Source organism: Microvirga yunnanensis, assembly GCF_025460875.1.
Genome location: NZ_JAMXFI010000062.1, coordinates 1 through 16,755, shown reverse-complemented (window position 1 = coordinate 16,755; position 16,755 = coordinate 1). Strand labels below are relative to the sequence as shown.

Sequence of the window (16,755 nt, the reverse complement as noted above, 5' to 3'; positions counted from 1 at the left end):
CACATGACCTGATGGCCGAGCGCCTTGATCAATCCGTTCACCACGTCCGGGAAGCTGCAATTGATTAGCAGCGTGGCGCTTCCTGAGCGCGTCATGGCGGCCGCCACGCGAGAGCTGAGAAGCGCCTGGAACACCGCGGTCGCGCTCAGCCCGCCTTCTGCGACAAGCCTGCTCCAGGCATCGCCTGATCCCGCGATCACGGACGATGTCTGAACAGAGGCTGCCTGCACGACGACATTTGGCTTCGCTTCTTCGAGCAGTACAGTGGCGGCGCCCTCGGCAAGAAGGTCGCTCTCGCGGGCGACGACGGTCACGGGCGTGTTGAAGATCGCGGCTCGAGCGCCTGCCGCGACCTTCAGCCATTGCAGACGCTCGCGGTTTCGGCCCGCGAGAAACACCCGAGTGGGGGCGTCTGCGGTGGCGGCGATGTCGAACAGGATGCGGGCGGCGAATGCGCCGGTTCCGGTGAGCAAGATGGTCGGTTCCGTCGTCATCTCAGAGGTCTTTCGCGAACCTGTCCCAGCAATCGTCGAGACGTTTGGAGAGCTTGTGCTTCATGATGCGCTGGCTCGGCGTGCGCTCGAACTCGTCAACCACGGCGATGTAGCGGGGGTTCTGGTAGCTCGCGAGGCGCGCGGAAAGCCAAGTGGAAACCTCGGCAGGTTGTACGCTGGAGCCCGTCTTCGGCTTGATGAAGAGCTTGATATCCTGCTCGCCGATCTCGGCCGCGACACCGATCATGGCGCAGTCCTCGATGGCCGGATGGTCGGACGCGACGCGCTCGACCTCCCAGGCGGAAACGTTCTCTCCACGGCAGCGGACGCTGTCGGTCATGCGGCCGTGGAAGATCAGGTTGCCCTCCCGGTCATAGGTGCCGAGATCGCCCGTATATAGGGCACCGTTCCGGAGCGCCTTCTCGGTCGCCGACGGATTGTCGAAGTACCCTGGGAAGATCGCGCCAGGCATCGCGGTGCGCACGACGATCTCGCCGCGCTCGCCCTGAGGCACCGGCTTGCCGTCGGCATCGAGCAGATCAACCGTGAACCAAGGCACGGCATTTCCGACGGATCCGACGATACCCTTGTCGTTGAAGGTGGTGATGCTGGAGGCCTCGGTCATGCCGTAGCATTCGCGGATCTGAACGCCGAAGCGGTTCTGGAAAGCCTCCCAGATGTCGCCCGGGCAGCCTCCCCCCCAGGCAACCCTCACGGGATGGTCGCGATCCATCGCCGATTCGGGTTGCTTGAGGAGGATCTGAAGAATGCCGCCGAGATAGTGGATGTGCGTTGCGTTGTACTCGCGCACCTGGCTCCAGAAGCGGCTTGCGCTGAAGCGATCGACCATCGCAAGGGTCACGCCGTGGGTCATCGGCAGGCCCAGAAGCTGAGCCCCGCCGATATGGTAGAGCGGCTCCCACACGAACATCACGTCGCCTGCGCGGGAGGCCGCGACGAGACTGACACCGTCCCCCGCCAGCCGGATCATTCGGTTGGAGACGATCACGCCCTTCGGCTGGCCCGTCGTGCCGGAGGTGTACATGATGGCGAAGGGCGCATCCAAACCGGGCGCAGGTTCCGCGAAGGGTGATCCTGAGCTCAGGACATCGGTCAGGCGTGGATGATCGCCGGCTACTCCCTGAACGAGGAATCCCTCGCGGGGATCGTCCGCGCCGCATTCGGCAATCGTCGTCAGGAGGTCGGAATCAGCGATGACCAGATCAGGTTTCGAGTGGTTGATGATGTATTGCAGGCCCTGGCCGCGCTGCTGAGCGTTGAGCGGCACCCAGACCAAACCAGCCTTGGCGAGGCCGAAGACCACCGCAAGGGTCTGCATGCTGTTGCGCATCATCACCGCAACATGATCGCCGGATCGCAAGCCGCGGGAGCGTGCCCATGCCGCCAGGGCGGACGATTGGGAGTCCAGCATGGCGAAGCTCAGGGGATCGCCGTTGAAGGAGGCGAAGATTCCATCCGGATTCGTGTCGGCGTGCTGCCGCAGCAAATCGGCGAGACTGGTGTTGTCGAATGACATCGAGATTTCTCGGCTTGTGAGTTTCAGGTCGTGCGGCGGAAGCGTTCCGCGAGGAGGAGGAGGACCGTGACGATCACGAAGACCACGACGGACACCGCAGCAAGCGTTGGATTGAGCTGCAAGATCATGTCGTCCCACATCTGCTTGGGCAGCGTCGTCTTGATGCCGCCGCTGACGAAGATTGCGATTGTGAGCTCGTCAAAGGACGTGATGAAGGCGAACAGGAAGGCTGCGACCAACCCACCCTTCACGAGCGGAACCGTGACGAGAAGAAGGGTCCTGACCCGGTTCGCCCCAAGTACCGCCGCCGCCTGGTCGAGGCGCCAGTCGTAGTTCTTCAGGATCGCCGTGATCGTCACGAAGGCGAACGGGAGGGCCAGGACGGTGTGGCCGATCACGAGGCCAAGATCCGTCGCGACGAGGCCGATCTGTGCGAAGAGATAGAACAGGCCGACCGCGATGATGATGCGCGGGACGATCAGGGGGGCAAGGAAGGTCGCGAAGACGAGCCCGCCCCAGCGAGTCTTCGAGCGCGCCAGCGCCAGCGCCGCCAGTCCTCCGATGAGGGTTGCGCAGATGGCGGTTGCGATAGCCACGCCGAAGGAGCGCAACGTGGCTGCGAGCCAGACAGGCGAAGCGAAGTAGGTCTCGAACCATTGCAGGCTGAAGCCCGGGGGTGGAAATTCCAGGAACTGGGAACTTGTGAAGCCGATGGGGATCACGAGCAGGGTCGGCAGTACCAGGAACACGAGGGCCAGCGTGCAGTAGATCGGCAGCAGTCGGCTCGTCCCACGGGTGCCGATCACCTTCCGGACGGCGTCGGCCAGCACGGCGCTCGTCTTGGCGACGCCTCCCAGAATCGCGAGGCCGGCGACGCGCAGGCGTCCCGATCCGCCATCCTGAGCCGAGGTCTCGCCCGAGAGCGACGAGAGGCCGAAGAGGCGGTCGTAAACCCAGCAGGTGACGAGCGCCGCCACCAGCATCATGGCCGCCAGCGCTCCCGCGAAGGCCCAGTTGAGGAGCTCCTGCACCTGCGTGATGATGAGCTGCGCCAGCATCGTCTCGCGTCGGCCGCCGAGGAGGGCCGGCACGATGAAGAAGCCAAGGGACGAGATGAAGACGAGCAGACCGCCGGCCGTCACGCCGGGCAAGGAGAGTTTGAAGTAGACGAGCCAGAAGGATTGAGCCGGTGCAGCCCCCAAAGCTTGCGCGGCCTGGATCAGGCGTCGGTCGATTCCGATCATGACGGGAAGCATCGTCAGCACGGCGAGCGGGACCATAGCATGAACCATGCCGACCATCACACCGAACTCGTTATAGGCGAGGGGGAGAGGCTGGGAGGCGAGGCCGCTTCCCGTGAGCAGGCTGTTGATCACACCGGTCCGGCCGAGCACGACCATCCAGGCGAAGGTCTTTACCAGATAGCTGGTCCAGAACGGCACCATCACAAGGAGCACCATACGCTCCCGAAGGCCCTCCTTCAGTCCGGCCAGCCAATAGGCGAGGGGATAGCCGAGCAGAATCGAGAACAAAGCCGTGTTGGCGGCGATCTTGAACGTGATCCCCAGGACCTGGAGGTAAACATCCGTACTCGCGATGCGGGCGTAGGTCGCAACGCTGAGGGCGCCGCTGGCTGGATCCTGCACGCTCAGGGCCAGCAGGCGCAGGACCGGATACAGGAAGAAGACGGCCAGGAACGCGAGACCAGGGGCGGCGAGCCAGAGCGCGTTCGGGCGAAGAAGTCGCTGTCGAAGCGGAAGAGCAGAAGCGGTGATGGCTGTCATGCTTGCGATTCCCCTGCCGCTCATGGCACCAGCACCGCGGCGTCCGGACTCCAGCCCAGGGTCGCGCGCTCGCCATAGGCAGGAGCGGGCTGGCCCGGAGGCAGGCGCACGATCACCGTTTCACCTTCGTCAAGATCAACGATGAGACGCGTCTCTGATCCAGCGTAAACGGCATCGGCGACACGTCCTGCAACGGTGTTTCCTTCGTCGCGGCCGAGGGTGATCTGCTCGGGACGAACCACGATGGCCGCCTCCGCGCCGGAATACGAAGCCCCTGCAGGCAGGCGGAATTTGCCGTGCGGTGTCGCGAGACGGGGCTCGCCGCCGGAGATGTCGACTTGTCCGCGGAAGATGTTCGAGATGCCGATGAAGTCCGCCGCAAAGGCTGTCGCCGGGCGGGCATAAATCTCATGGGGCGTGCCGAGTTGCTCAATGCGCGCATGATTCATCAGACAGATCCGGTCGGAGAGGGCGAGCGCCTCCTCTTGATCATGGGTCACGTAGATGATCGTCGCGCCCGTTTCGCGATGCAGCTGCTTGATCTCGATCTGCATGTGTTCACGCAGCTTCTTGTCGAGGGCTCCGAGCGGCTCGTCCATGAGAATGATCGACGGCTGGTAGACGAAGGAGCGGGCGAGGGCCACACGCTGCTGCTGCCCACCGGAAAGCTCACGCGGGAAGCGCGCTGCAAGATGGTCGAGCTGCACCATCGCCAAGGCATCCCTGACACGTTGCTTGATCGTGGCTCCGGACAGAGCCCGCATGCGCAGCGGAAACTCGATGTTCTCGGCGACGGTCAGGTGGGGGAAGAGCGCGTAATGCTGGAACACGAGACCGATGTCGCGCTGATGGACCGGCGTCTGGGTTTGGTCGCGGCTGTCGATGAGAATGCGTCCTGAACTCGGCTCCACGAGGCCGCAGATCATCTGCAGCAGCGTGGTTTTACCAGAGCCCGACGGTCCGAGCAGGGTCAGGAATTCTCCTGTCGGAACGGTCAGATGGGTCGGCTCCAGGGCCGTCACGGCACCATATTGCTTCGACAGGCCTTCAATGATCAGCTTCGGCGCGGTCACGCCATTCTTGGCTACCGTCGTCATCGTAGCGTCTCCCTTCCTTCGTCTCGAAGCCGTGTGCGGGCGCGGTGTTGAAGGGACCGCGGCATCCGCTCAGCCGAAAAGTCCAAAAATTCGATCCAGTATTGCCCACGCACAGTGGGCGACAGGCTCGCAGCCAAGCCGCGAGCCTCAGCAAAGGCTCATGCGCATACGGTTCGTGGATGCCAAGGCATTCTCGCCGCGTTGCGCCGCCGCTTTCCTCGCACCGCGAATCGAAGCGGCGGCGCAGGCCGTCAGGTCAGGAGCCAGCTGTTGAACCGCTCGGTCACAGCGGCACGGTTCTCGCTCCACCAGTTCTCGTTCGCCACGCGCATCTTCTTGAGGTTCTCGGGCGAGGTCGGCAGCACCTTCGCCCGTTCCGCCGCAATGCTCTTGTAGGCTTCGAGATTGGTCGGCCCATAGGCCAGCGCGTCCGTGTAGGCGGCCTGCCGGTCAGGGGTGGCGCAGAACTTGATGAACTGCTTCGCGGCGTCGGCGCGCGGGCAGCCTTTCGGAATGGCCCAGCCCTCGATCGAATAGAGACCTTGCTCCCAGACGATCGTCGCCGGGGCGCCGCCGTCGATCGCCGACTGAAGGCGGGCGTTCCAGCCACTGATAAGATCGACCTCGCCGCTCTGCAGAAGCTGCGTCGACTGTGCGCCGCCCGTCCACCATACGTCGACGTGCTGCTTGATCTTGTCCAGGCTCTTGAAGGCGCGGTCGACATCAAGCGGATAGAGTTGATCGACGCTCACGCCATCTGCCATCAGAGCCTGCTCGAGCGAATCGATGGGGTTCTTGCGCAGGGAGCGACGGCCAGGGAACTTCTCCACGTTCCAGAAATCAGCCCAGGTCTTGGGCGCATTGTTCTTGAAGCGCTCGTTACGGTAGGCGAAGACTGTGGAATAGACGTCCGTCCCCATCCAGTGCTCGGAGATCGCTTCCGGCATCAGGCCCGGGGCTGCATCGCGCGTGAAGCCAATAGGTTCGAGAAGGTTCTGCTTCGCCAGGATGTCGCGCGCCGAGACGGTCAGCGTGCAGACGTCCCAGGTATAGGACTTCGTCTCGACAATGGCTTTGAACTGGGCCGTCGGCTCGGCCTCGCGGGCCACGTTGACCACCTTGATGCCGGTCGCTTTCTCGAATGGATCGTAGAAGGCCTTCCGAAAGGCTGGGCCGAAGGGGCCGCCCGGGTCAGCGACGGTGATCGTCGTCGCCGCGAAAGCCCGGCCCGAAAGACCCGGCATGCCGAGGGCCAGAGCAGCCCCTCCCGCGGTCTTGAGCAGGTTCCTTCGGTTCATCGTTGGAATGGTATTGCTCATGTTCATCCTCCTGTTTCGCAGGTCTTCGACCTGCTTTCCCTCGTGGTGTGGCTGGGGCTTCAGCCCTTCTTCGCCGCGGCCTTGCGAGCCAAGAACTCCTCCATCATGCGCGCCGGCTCTCCTGACGCGTAGGCTTCGCGCTGGATGCGGATGCCGGCCGCGAGACAATCGCGGAAGCCCTCTTCCGTCATCTCACGGAAGCGCTGGCGATCGAGGCGCATGGCGACGGGCGGCTTGCTTGCGAGAAGCTCTGCAAGCGCAAGAGATTCACTCATCACCTTGTCCTGCGGCACCAGGCGGTTGATGACGCCGATCCGGTGGCACTCATCCGCGTCCATCATGCGCCCGGTGAGCGTCAGATCAATGGTTCTTGCGAGACCAATGTGCTCGCGCATGATCCAGGGGCCGGTGGTGCTAGCAATTCCGGAGTTGATCTCCGGCTGGCCCATGGTCACGCCTGGGTGGCCGACACGGATGTCGCACAGGAGGGCCACCTGGAAGGCGGATCCGGCGGCGACGCCGTTCAGGGCTGCGATGATCGGCTTCGACAGCGAACGGATGCGGTCATAGAGGCGCTTCCATTCGCCCATCCAGGTTTCAGCGCGATCAGCATCGAAGGTCTTCGTCTCATTGAGGTCCTGACCGGCCCCGAAGGCTCGGTCGCCGGCACCTGTGAGAATGATGGCACGAACCTCCGCATTTTCTTCCATGGCCGTCAAGGTAGCGGTCAGTTCCTCCCGCATGGCGGCGTTCCAGGCATTTAAAACCTGGGGGCGGTTCAGGGTAATGATGCCGACAGCGCCCCTCCGCTCACTCAAGACAAACTCAGCCATACCTGGAATCTCCTAGCAGTTTATTGCAATGCAATAGTTATTATTGTATGTTCCGCCCAACTTGCCGCAATTGTCAACTCCCGTTGCGATTTTTATCGAGGCCGTTCAAATGCGAGAGAATTCAAGAATGGCGATCAATGAAATGAAGACGATCGAAGATGAGCCTCCGGTAAAACGCGGCCGCGCCACGGATCCGCTGATGGTGATGTCGGTGGAAAAGGCCTTTCGCGTGCTTTCGGTTTTCGATCATCACAGCACGAACCTGAGTCTTTCTCAGATCGCTGCTGCGACCGATATGGACGTCAGCGCAGCACAACGTTTCACGCATACGCTGACCAAGCTTGGCTACTTGCGCAAAGATCCGGATACGAAGCGGTTCGAACTGACGGCCAAGACCCTGCAACTGGGTTATTACTACCTGCGCAGCAACCGTCTCGTGGAGAGGGCGATGCCCTATCTCCTGCACTTGTCCAAGGAGACCGAGGAAACGGTCAACATGACCGTGCTCGACGACACGGAGATCATCTTCATCTCTCGCTTCATGAGCCGGCACATGCTGAATACGAACGTGATCATCGGCTCCCGCATGCCGGCCTATTGCACCGCACCTGGGATGGCGATCCTTTCGCGCTTGCCGGAAGAAGAGGCTGTTGCGATTCTCGAACGCTCTGACCGGAAGGCTTACACGCCCTCGACGACCTGGAAGCTCGACGATCTCGTGAAGAAGCTGCGCGTCTCGCGTGAGCAGGGATATGCCACCGCTTTCGATGAGTTCTATCGGGGGGACGCATCCATCGCTGCGGCGGTTGTTGCGGCAAACAATCGCCCGGAGGGCGCGATCAATATCGCGGTTCCGCTCTCGCGCTTCTCGCCGGAGACGGTCGTGGAGCGCTTCGCCATGCATATCATCGCCGGAGCACACTCCGTGTCGTCCACCTGAGGCGATCTTTGCTTGGCTGAAATTTGAGCGAATTGCCCGAAGGATCGACGGGCTTGTTCTTGACAGCCGTTTTGTTCCAATCCTAACATTCCACAAAACTTATCGCATTGCGATAAAGATTTGGCGGTGAGAGATGTCGGACGGGCCAGCTCAGAGAGCGTCTCAAGGGCAATTCGTGAGGGTCGTCCCTCGCCACGGCGCTCCCATCAGCCTGACGATCGATGGACATGCCGTCGAGGCTGTCGAAGGCGACGGCCTGCTTGCGGTGCTCCTGCTGAACGGTAGGGTCGTCCGGCATTTCGAATTCGGCGACGCGCCCCGCGCCGGTTTCTGCCTGATGGGAGCTTGCCAGGATTGCTGGGTCTCGCTCGGCGACGGGGAGCGCGTCCGAGCCTGTACCACCCCCGCAGCCAGTGACATGATCGTCTGGACCGATCATCGGAAAGCTGGCGCCAATGGCTAATGTCGTGATCGTCGGCGGCGGGCCGGCAGGCATCCGAGCAGCATCCATTCTGGTCGAAGCGGGTCTGAAGCCAATTCTCGTGAACGAGGCGAGGCAAGTGGGCGGCCAGGGCTATCGCATGCCCGCCCGGAGCCTTGCTCTCGACATCAAGGCTCTGATGGGCTCGGAGGCAGGAAAGCACCAGCGCCTGCACTCGCTGTTCGCCTCTCTCGAGGAGCGGATCGATTACCGACCCGGCACCCTGGTCTGGGGCGTTCATGACAGAGCGCTGCACACGTTGTGCGATGGCGTGGCGGGTACGATCCCCTATGGCGCTCTGATCCTGGCGACCGGGGCCACGGATCGGATCATGCCGCTGCCGAATTGGACATTGCCGGGTGTCTTCACCCTCGGCGGCGCCCAGGTGATCCTAAAGGATCAGGGCTGTCTGATCGGGAGCCGCATTGTCTTCCTCGGCAGTTCGCCGCTGCTGTTTCTGGCGGCGCTGCAATACCGCAAGTCCGGAGCATCGATTGCCGCCGTCGTGGATACGACCCCTCTCCCAGCGAAACGGGCCGCCATGCGCGACCTTGCGGCGAGCCCGCGAACGCTGGCGCGTGGCATCATGTACCGGGCGGCGCTCCATTGGGCCGGCATTCCCATCATCGACGGCGCGACCCCCCTCGGGTTCGACGGCAAGGAGCATGTCGAGGGCGTTCGGATCAGGGATGGCAGGGGACGCGAACGCTTCATCGCGTGTGATGCTGTCGCCTATGGCTACGGCCTCAAGCCGGAAACGCAGCTGGCCGAGCTGGCCGGAGCGCGCTTCCGGTTCGATCCGACCTTCCGGCTCTGGTTACCGGAGACCGATGCCGACGGGCGAGCTGGGGCTGATCTCTACCTGGCCGGAGACGGCGCGGCGATCGGCGGAGCGGACGCTGCAGAGGCCAGCGGTGCGCTCGCGGCTCACGCGCTGCTCGCTGATTTGGGCCGGCCGCAGCCGGAGGCCGAGTTGGTCCGTCTGCGGCGGCAGATCGGGCGTCTGCGGCGCTTCCAGAAAGGCTTGGCCCGGGCCTTCGCATGGCCGGTCGAGCAGGTTGCCGCATTGCCCGACGAAACCATCGCCTGCCGATGCGAGGCGGTGACGGTCGGGGAAATCCGGTGTGCCGTTCGTACGCCACTCGCCCCGCGTGAGGTCAATCGGGTGAAGGCGATCACGCGATGCGGCATGGGCCGGTGCCAGGGTCGTTTCTGCGGTCCGGCCCTGCAGGAGATCGTGTCCGGAGCCTGCGGAGCGCCGATTGCGGAGGTTGGGCGATTGCGCATGCAGGCGCCGGTGAAGCCCATTCCACTTCATGCGGCAGCGGAGCTGGAGCCATGACGAGAGGGGCGAAAATCGTCGTTGTCGGCGGCGGGCTCATCGGCACCTGGACGGCCCTTCTCATCGCCAAGCGCGGATTGGACGTGATCCTGATCGATAAAGGCGTCGTCGGTGCCCAATCGAGCGGCGTGAATTTCGGCAACCTGCGTTTGCAGGGTCGGCATCCCGGGCAGTATCCATTGTCTCTCAGATCCCAGGCGCTCTGGGAGAACATCGACGAGCTGATCGGCGACAGATGCGAGTTCGAGAGAACCGGCCACCTCTATGTAGCGATGAACGATGCTGAGCAGGCGAAGCTGGAGCAGCACGCACGGGTCGCCGAGAGCCATGGACTCGCGATCGAGCGGATCGACCGTGACGAGCTGCGTCGCCGCTGGCCGTGGGTAGGGGAGAGCCCTCAGGCCGCAACCTATTCGGCGCGCGATGCCACGGCCAACCCCCGTCTCGTGTCGGTGGCCGTCGCAAGGGCCGCGCAGCGCCTCGGCGCGGAAGTGCTCGAGAATACGCGCGTGACGCAAGTGCATCGAAACGGCGCCGGGTTCATCGTCAAGTCCGATACTGGGCGCATGATCGACTGCGATGCGGTGGTGAACTCCGCAGGCGCTTGGGCTCTGACTATCGCAGAGGCCTTCGGCGAGACGGCGCCCATGTTCGCAGCAGGCCCTCCGCAATTCGTGACCGAGCCGCTTCCTTACCGAATCACGCCTTCCGTGCAGGCGGTGGATGGATCCGCCATCTTTCGGCAGGTTCCGCGCGGCAACGTGATTTTCGCGGGTTATCCGCGAACTGCGGCCGATCCCGTGCTCAACCGCGCTCCCGTGCCGCCGGTCAAGACGCTCAACGGCATGCGCAATCTCATGACGATCGCCCCGTTCCTGAAATCGGCGCAGGTGATCCGCGTCTGGTCGGGTATCGAGGGCTATCTACCTGACATGCTGCCAGTCATCGGCGAGAGCGAGAAGACGTCTGGGCTGTATCATGCCTTCGGTTTCTGCGGGCACGGCTTCCAGATCGGTCCCGGAGTCGCTGCGGTGCTTGTCGATCTCATCGTCGAGGGCAAGACCGACACGCCGATCGATATATTCTCCATCTCCCGTTTCAAGAATGCCGTTCAGGTCTCGGACAAGCTGGCGCGTGAATTCGATGGGCTGGTCGTGGCCAGCGGCCGGGCAGGGTGACGCCGATGGGCGAGCTGCTTTATCTCTCCAGCGACGACATTGCGGCACTTGAGATAAAACCTCGGGCCGCGCGAGAGGCGCTTGCCGAAGCCTTCCGCCTGCATGCCGAGTGCAAAACCCACGTTCAGGCGAAGCTCACCGTTCCCGTCGGCCCGGGCCATTTCTTCCAGTCCCTCTGCGCCGCCATGCCCAATCCACCCTTCGCGGCGACGAAGTGGGTCGGCGTTGCCGCCGAGAACGGCGAGCGCGGACTGCCGACTGTCAATGGACTGATCGTGGTGAGTGATTTCACCACGGGCGTTCCGGCAGCGATCATGGATGGAACGGGTCTCACGGTGCTGCGCACGGCCGCCATGTCGGCGTTGGCGGCCTCCTACCTCGCACGTCTCGACAGTACCACCATCGGCTTCATCGGATGCGGAGCCCAGGCCCTTGGGCATCTTGCATCCCTCCGGGATGTGCTGCCTGGTCTGCGCAGAGTCGTCTGCAGCTCGCGCAGGCGGGCATCCGCCGAAAAGCTCGCGACATCTGCCCGTGACGGCGGCCTCGACGCCGAGGTCGTGGATTGTCCCGATGAGGCGCTCGCCTGCGACGTCGTCGTCTCGACTGTCCCGGCGCAGCCCGGCCTTGAGCCGTTCCTGGACGCCTCACTCCTACGGCCCGGCTGCTTCGTCGCCGCGGTCGATCTCGGCCGCCCCTGGCGCAGCGTGGGGCTGCGCTCTCTCTATATCCTGGCCACGGACGATCGTTCTCAGGCGGCCGATCCGTCGAACCGTGCCAAGCTCCGCTATCCGGGTCCCTTCGATGCGGATCTGGCGTCCCTCGTGGCCGGGACCTCGCCCGGCCGCACGGATGGATCGCAGCGTGCCATGTTCCTTTTCCCCGGCTTCGCTCTCGGCGATCTCGCCATCGCGGCCGTGGTCATTGCGGAGGCCGGGCGATCCGGTCGCGGACGACATCTTCCATTGTGAGGGAGGGGAGCCTTGGCCAACATCGCCATCGTGGGGGCAGGCATCATCGGAGTTGCATCCGCGGCCTTCCTCCAGCGGGACGGACACTCCGTTACGCTGTACGATCCCTTGCGGCCGGGGGAGGGCTGCTCCTTCGGCAATGCGGGAAGCATAGGGCCCGGCTCCGTGGTGCCTCTATCTACGCCGGGCATCGTGCGACAGGCAGCTTCATGGGTCACCGATCCCAATAGCCCATTGTGGATCGACTGGCGCTATCTGCCTCGTGCCCTGCCTTGGCTCGCCAAATTCATCGCCGCGGGGGCAAGCCCGCGCATCGACGGCATCGCGAAGGCGCTTCGTCTGCTGCACGCTGACAGCTTCAAGCATTATCGGACGCTTCTGGGCGTCGATGGCCACGCTCTCCTGCATGTCTCCGGTCAGCTCTACCTTTATGAAAGCGATGCGGCCTTTGCCAAGGATGCCCTCGGCCGGAGGCTCAGGGATGCGCTCGGCATCCGCTCGGAAATCCTGAGCTCCGACGAGATCCGGCAACTCGAGCCCTCGCTAGGCCCCCGGTTTGCGAGGGCGCTCTACCTGCCCGATTCCGGCCATTGCAGTGATCCGCACCGCCTGGTCGCGACGATCGCCGAGGATATCACGCGAAACGGCGGACGCTTCGTTCGCGCGGCGGTCAAGGATTTTGAGCAGGAGGCCGGACAGGTTCGCGCCGTCATCACGGATGCCGGGCGCATGCCGTGCGATACGGTGGTCGTCGCCGCCGGTGCGTGGTCCCAACGGCTGGCGAGGCGGCTCGGATTGCGGATCCCGCTCGAAAGCCTGCGCGGGTATCACGTGATGCTGCCCATGCCGGAGACGGCTCCCAAGCGGCCCCTCTATCCTCTGGCTGCGAAAATTATGATAACCCCGATGGAGCATGGTCTCCGGATCGCAGGCACGGCCGAGATCGCCGGTCTCGACGCCCCCATGAACGAACGGCGTGCCGCCGCTCTCGGGACGATTGCGAAGCGCTATTTTCCCGGCATCGCCGGCGAACCGATCTCTGTATGGATGGGACACCGACCGGCGACACCCGACTCCCTTCCGGTGATTGGACCTTCGCCTCAGCACCGGAACGTCATGCTTGCATTCGGTCACGGTCAGACGGGGCTGATCGGGGGCTCGACGACAGGCCTGCTGGTCTCCGATCTGGTTGCTGGTAGGGAACCGACTATTGATCCCTATCCTTACCGGGTGGGGCGGTTCTAGGAGAGCCCGATCTGTGCGTAGACCTAATTGATAGGCCGATCGTCTGTGTGAATCTGGCCGCACAGCCCAGGCCGCACGCCTGAGAGGCTGAGTTCTCTAGTAGCTCATGAATAGAAGGTAGGGTCTGGTTCTGGCACGTCTCGGAAGTAGGTCAAATGTCCGCATAAAGAGGCCACAGCGGACGTTTCTGGAGGGCAGGGGATCGTCAGTGCGTGACCGATGCTGACCTTTCGAAACGTCATCTTATGGGGGAGCACCTCAGCAGCGCGTGAGCCCGACTTAGCCGAGCCTGAGAGGGGATTACGCTCCGGCGGTCCTCCGACCTGAGCGCGATGAAGCTGCTCTGAGTCAGCGTTCGCGCCGGTAGTGCATGGCGACCACGCCATTGCGGAGCGGCTTCGCCGAGACCAGCTCGAGCCGTCGCGTACTGGGCAGCCCGCCCTGGTACAGGGTTGGGCCGTGCCCGGCGATCCTGGGATGAACGAGGAGCTTGTACTCGTCGATCAGATCCAGCCGGTCCAACTCGATTGCGAGTTTGCCGCTACCGAGGAGAACGCCCGCCGGACTTGTGTCCTTGAGCCTCTGAACGCCGGTTCGCAGATCCTCGGCGATGTGGTGGCTGTTGGTCCACGGGAAGTCCTTTCGCGCCGACGAAACGACGTATTTCGACTTGGCCTCCAGCTTAACCGCCCACTCGCGTATCGCTGGCGGCGCCTCCACGTCGCCGCGAGCGACGGCCGGCCAGTAGCTCTCCATCATCTCGTAAGTGACACGGCCCCACAGCATCGCCCCGCTTTCGTCCATGAGGCGGGTGAAGAACGCGTGCGTCTCGTCGTCGGCGATTCCCTCCTGATGGTCGACGCAGCCATCCAGGGTGACGTTGATGCTGAAGGTCAATAGTCCCATGCGGCGATCCTAAGCCATGCGCTCGAAAAAGCGTAGGGCTATTGCTCGAGGTCTATGTTCAACTTCTGCAACAAGTAAATGCGGGCCTAGACGCCTGACGACAATGCGGCTGGCAAGAAGGTCCACTTACGACCGGCTCATGGTTGTCCGCTTCTCGCACTCCTGAGATGTGAGGGCTTTGTCCGCTTTCGCACTCAAGTGCCGACGTTCGTTGAGCGACCGGCGTTCTCATTCAGACGCCCGTCCGTTGCGGCTTCATCGGCAACAGGTGGTGAGCCTTGTAGGGACGGCGCAGCCTTCCTCTGGGTGTTGTCACGTTAACTCGGGTTTTGACCGCGACCGTGTAGACGGGGCGGCATGAGCAAGTCTGTCAGCTACAAACGCCATCGCTTTCCGCCTGAGGTCATTGCCCATGCGGTGTGCCTGTACTTCCGGTTTCCACTGAGCCTACGGCTGGTCGAGGAGATGCTGCTCGAGCGCGGCATCGTCGTCTCCTATGAGACGGTCCGACGATGGGCCTTGAAGTTCGGCCCGGCTTACGCCTGCCGCCTCAGGCGCAAGACCCCAAGCCGGCGTGATATCTGGCATTTGGATGAGGTCGTGGTCACCATTGCTGGCAAGAGGCATTGGCTCTGGCGGGCGGTTGATCAGGATGGCTATGTGCTCGATGAAATCGTCCAGAGCCGGCGTGACACCAAGGCCGCTAAGCGCTTGCTGAGGCGTCTGTTGAAGAAGCAGGGCCGCCCGCCCAAGCGACTCATCACCGACAAGCTGGGCTCGTATGCGGCCGCCCGACGTCAGGTCATGCCAGAAGTCGAACACCGATTCCATAAGGGGCTCAACAATCAGGCGGAGAATTCGCATCTCCCGTTCCGGCGACGCGAGCGGACGATGCAGGGCTTTCGATCGGCCAGGTACTTGCAGCGGTTCGTCAACGTGTTCTCGGCTGTCCGCAACCTTTTCGTTCCACCCCGCTCCCGCCGCTCTGCCCGCGCGACACACCTTCACCGCGTCAACGCCATGGCAGCGTGGAAAGTCGCGGCGAATGTCGCCGCTTGAAACTGTCATGAGACCAAATTTGCCTCGATGCGCCCGATGCGGGTTAACGTGACAACACAGGGCGAGGTGCCCGCCACCCGCGGCAAGTTAGTCCAGCCCCACCGTCTTGGGTGCGCTGGCGTCGGCCCCCAGGACCGTCGGCTGATCGGCCTCAGGTTCTTTCAGGGTACGATCCCGCTAGTAGCGGAACTGGTTGCGGCCCTGAATGCTGCCTCGGCCAAGGACGAAGGAGCGGCGCCCTCCTACCCTTCACCGCTGAACAGCTGGCCGCCTGCGCTCAGCCGGAAGTGAGGCAACGGCGCCGGGTTTATCTGCGCTGGATTGAGGATCGCCGAATGACTCAGGCGTTTGCGGGCGAGCAATTGGCAATGATGGAGCAGATCGCTCGGGACTATCAGGCGAAGGCTGATGCAGAGACTGCGAAAACTGATCTCTTCGGGGGCGTGGCATGAGAACCCAGCTCGGCAGCCCAAATCGGCCGCGCTCCTTAGAAGGAGCAAGACTTGGCGGAGTCGGACGATCCCTGAAACCTGTGGGATCGAGGAACACGCCCACCAGCGGGGGAATGGTCAAGGCCGCAAAGACAGCCGCAATCAGTATGACCAAAGCTAGTTCCACCAGAGGTCTCCTTCTCCGAGACAGCGGCGGGTACTCACGCCTCATCACAATGGTGCAGGTGCGTGGTTTCCAAGTGATGAATTCAACGCTTGGAGGCGCTTGATGATCCACGAAGGCGATCACCGCCCCTACCCCGCTTGGTTCCTCTGGCTCTTCTATCCCGCGCTTATCGCGCTGGCTGCGGCCGCCCTGGCGCACTGAGGCACGCCGGTGAAGAAAGTGAAAAGGGCCGCTGATTGGGGGCAGCGGCCCAAGTTGGAGCCCTCTGGCCGCACGTAGGTAAGGGCAGCGTGACGGCCTCAGGTCAGACGGTTCTAGCCCACCCTGCTTAACGAAGAATTATAGCTAGGAAGATCGTCAGCCGGAGCTCGTTGGTCCGGTACCTGCCGGCCGGGCTCGCCTATCTGGCCGACGCGATAGCAGCCCGACGAGATCCGTCGCAAACAATTTGTTTCAGAATTTCAGGTATTGTTCTCCCGTATCTCAATGGCGGAGGACACAGTGTTTAAGGGCAGGCATTTCGACCGTTCGGTAATCCTGCTCTGCGTCCGGTGGTATCTCGCCTATAACCTGAGCCTGCGAAATCTCGAGGAGAGATGATGGCTGAGCGCGGCATCTCTGTCGATCACGCAACCATCCATCGCTGGACGGTGGATTATGCCCCGCTGCTTCTGGATCGCTACAACCAGCGGAAGAGAGCCGTCGTGGGGAAGTGGCACATTGATGAGACCTTGTATTTGATGGGCGTTGCGGGTCATTCCCACAGCATGAGGCCGGGATAGCTCGAATGAGACATAAGACAGAACTCTGCGATGTAGATGGTACGCCCGGCCTCACCACGCGCCCCAGCTGAGATCGGACGGTATCAAAGGTCATCCCGAGACGGATAAACCTGCATTGACAAGGTTGATCAGCGCAAGGGGCATTCCTGACGAGAGGAAGCTCTATGAC

At 62.9% G+C, this 16,755-nt stretch carries 13 protein-coding genes and 2 pseudogenes; 8 read left to right on the top strand and 7 right to left on the bottom strand.

All coding sequences use genetic code 11. From position 1 onward, the window contains the following. The 6 genes and pseudogenes from NF876_RS25750 to NF876_RS25725 all read right to left on the bottom strand — a co-directional run. Positions 1–494: pseudogene (locus tag NF876_RS25750) on the bottom strand (hypothetical protein); the annotation flags it as partial. Position 495: 1 nt separating this feature from the next. Beyond that, positions 496–2,031 carry an AMP-binding protein gene (locus NF876_RS25745; protein WP_262266450.1) on the bottom strand — a complete coding sequence of 512 codons (1,536 nt, stop codon included), beginning with the start codon at positions 2,029–2,031 and terminating at the stop codon, positions 496–498. 23 nt (positions 2,032–2,054) lie between these two features. Continuing rightward, positions 2,055–3,815 (bottom strand): ABC transporter permease subunit, encoded by a 1,761-nt coding sequence (locus NF876_RS25740; protein ID WP_262266451.1) that lies wholly within the window; start codon positions 3,813–3,815, stop codon positions 2,055–2,057. A 20-nt stretch (positions 3,816–3,835) separates the two neighbouring features. Continuing rightward, on the bottom strand, positions 3,836–4,912 hold the full coding sequence (locus tag NF876_RS25735) for an ABC transporter ATP-binding protein (protein WP_262266452.1): 1,077 nt from the start codon (positions 4,910–4,912) through the stop codon (positions 3,836–3,838). 251 nt (positions 4,913–5,163) lie between these two features. Beyond that, the gene (locus NF876_RS25730) at positions 5,164–6,231 is read right to left on the bottom strand and encodes an ABC transporter substrate-binding protein (RefSeq protein WP_315974921.1); all 1,068 of its coding nucleotides are present in this window, start codon (positions 6,229–6,231) and stop codon (positions 5,164–5,166) included. 59 nt (positions 6,232–6,290) lie between these two features. After that, positions 6,291–7,064 (bottom strand): enoyl-CoA hydratase/isomerase family protein, encoded by a 774-nt coding sequence (locus NF876_RS25725; RefSeq protein ID WP_262266454.1) that lies wholly within the window; start codon positions 7,062–7,064, stop codon positions 6,291–6,293. Between the two features lie 127 nt (positions 7,065–7,191). Here NF876_RS25725 and NF876_RS25720 point away from each other — a divergent pair, with 127 nt between their 5' ends. The 6 genes from NF876_RS25720 (at position 7,192) to NF876_RS25695 (ending at position 13,221) form a co-directional block, all read left to right on the top strand. After that, positions 7,192–8,004, top strand: coding sequence for an IclR family transcriptional regulator (locus NF876_RS25720; protein ID WP_262266455.1), 813 nt, complete (start codon positions 7,192–7,194; stop codon positions 8,002–8,004). A 175-nt stretch (positions 8,005–8,179) separates the two neighbouring features. Then, positions 8,180–8,467, top strand: coding sequence for a (2Fe-2S)-binding protein (locus NF876_RS25715; protein WP_262266456.1), 288 nt, complete (start codon positions 8,180–8,182; stop codon positions 8,465–8,467). Further along, positions 8,460–9,827, top strand: coding sequence for an FAD/NAD(P)-dependent oxidoreductase (locus tag NF876_RS25710; protein WP_262266457.1), 1,368 nt, complete (start codon positions 8,460–8,462; stop codon positions 9,825–9,827). The genes NF876_RS25715 and NF876_RS25710 overlap by 8 nt, the downstream gene beginning before the upstream one ends. After that, on the top strand, positions 9,824–11,005 hold the full coding sequence (locus NF876_RS25705; protein WP_262266458.1) for an NAD(P)/FAD-dependent oxidoreductase: 1,182 nt from the start codon (positions 9,824–9,826) through the stop codon (positions 11,003–11,005). Before NF876_RS25710 ends, NF876_RS25705 begins: the two co-directional genes overlap by 4 nt. A 5-nt stretch (positions 11,006–11,010) precedes the next feature. Beyond that, positions 11,011–11,976 (top strand): ornithine cyclodeaminase family protein, encoded by a 966-nt coding sequence (locus NF876_RS25700; protein WP_262266459.1) that lies wholly within the window; start codon positions 11,011–11,013, stop codon positions 11,974–11,976. Between the two features lie 12 nt (positions 11,977–11,988). After that, a complete protein-coding gene (locus tag NF876_RS25695) occupies positions 11,989–13,221 on the top strand; it encodes an NAD(P)/FAD-dependent oxidoreductase (RefSeq protein WP_262266460.1) in 1,233 nt (410 codons plus the stop codon). 348 nt (positions 13,222–13,569) lie between these two features. On the opposite strand, the gene NF876_RS25690 is transcribed toward NF876_RS25695, so the two are convergent. Then, positions 13,570–14,127, bottom strand: a complete 558-nt coding sequence (locus NF876_RS25690) for a dihydrofolate reductase family protein (RefSeq protein ID WP_262266461.1) — start codon at positions 14,125–14,127, stop codon at positions 13,570–13,572. A 357-nt stretch (positions 14,128–14,484) separates the two neighbouring features. Between NF876_RS25690 and NF876_RS25685 the strand changes: the two genes are divergently transcribed. After that, positions 14,485–15,186, top strand: a complete 702-nt coding sequence (locus NF876_RS25685; protein ID WP_262266462.1) for an IS6 family transposase — start codon at positions 14,485–14,487, stop codon at positions 15,184–15,186. Between the two features lie 1,119 nt (positions 15,187–16,305). Next, positions 16,306–16,535: pseudogene (locus NF876_RS25680) on the top strand (IS6 family transposase); the annotation flags it as partial. Positions 16,536–16,755: the final 220 nt, after the last annotated feature.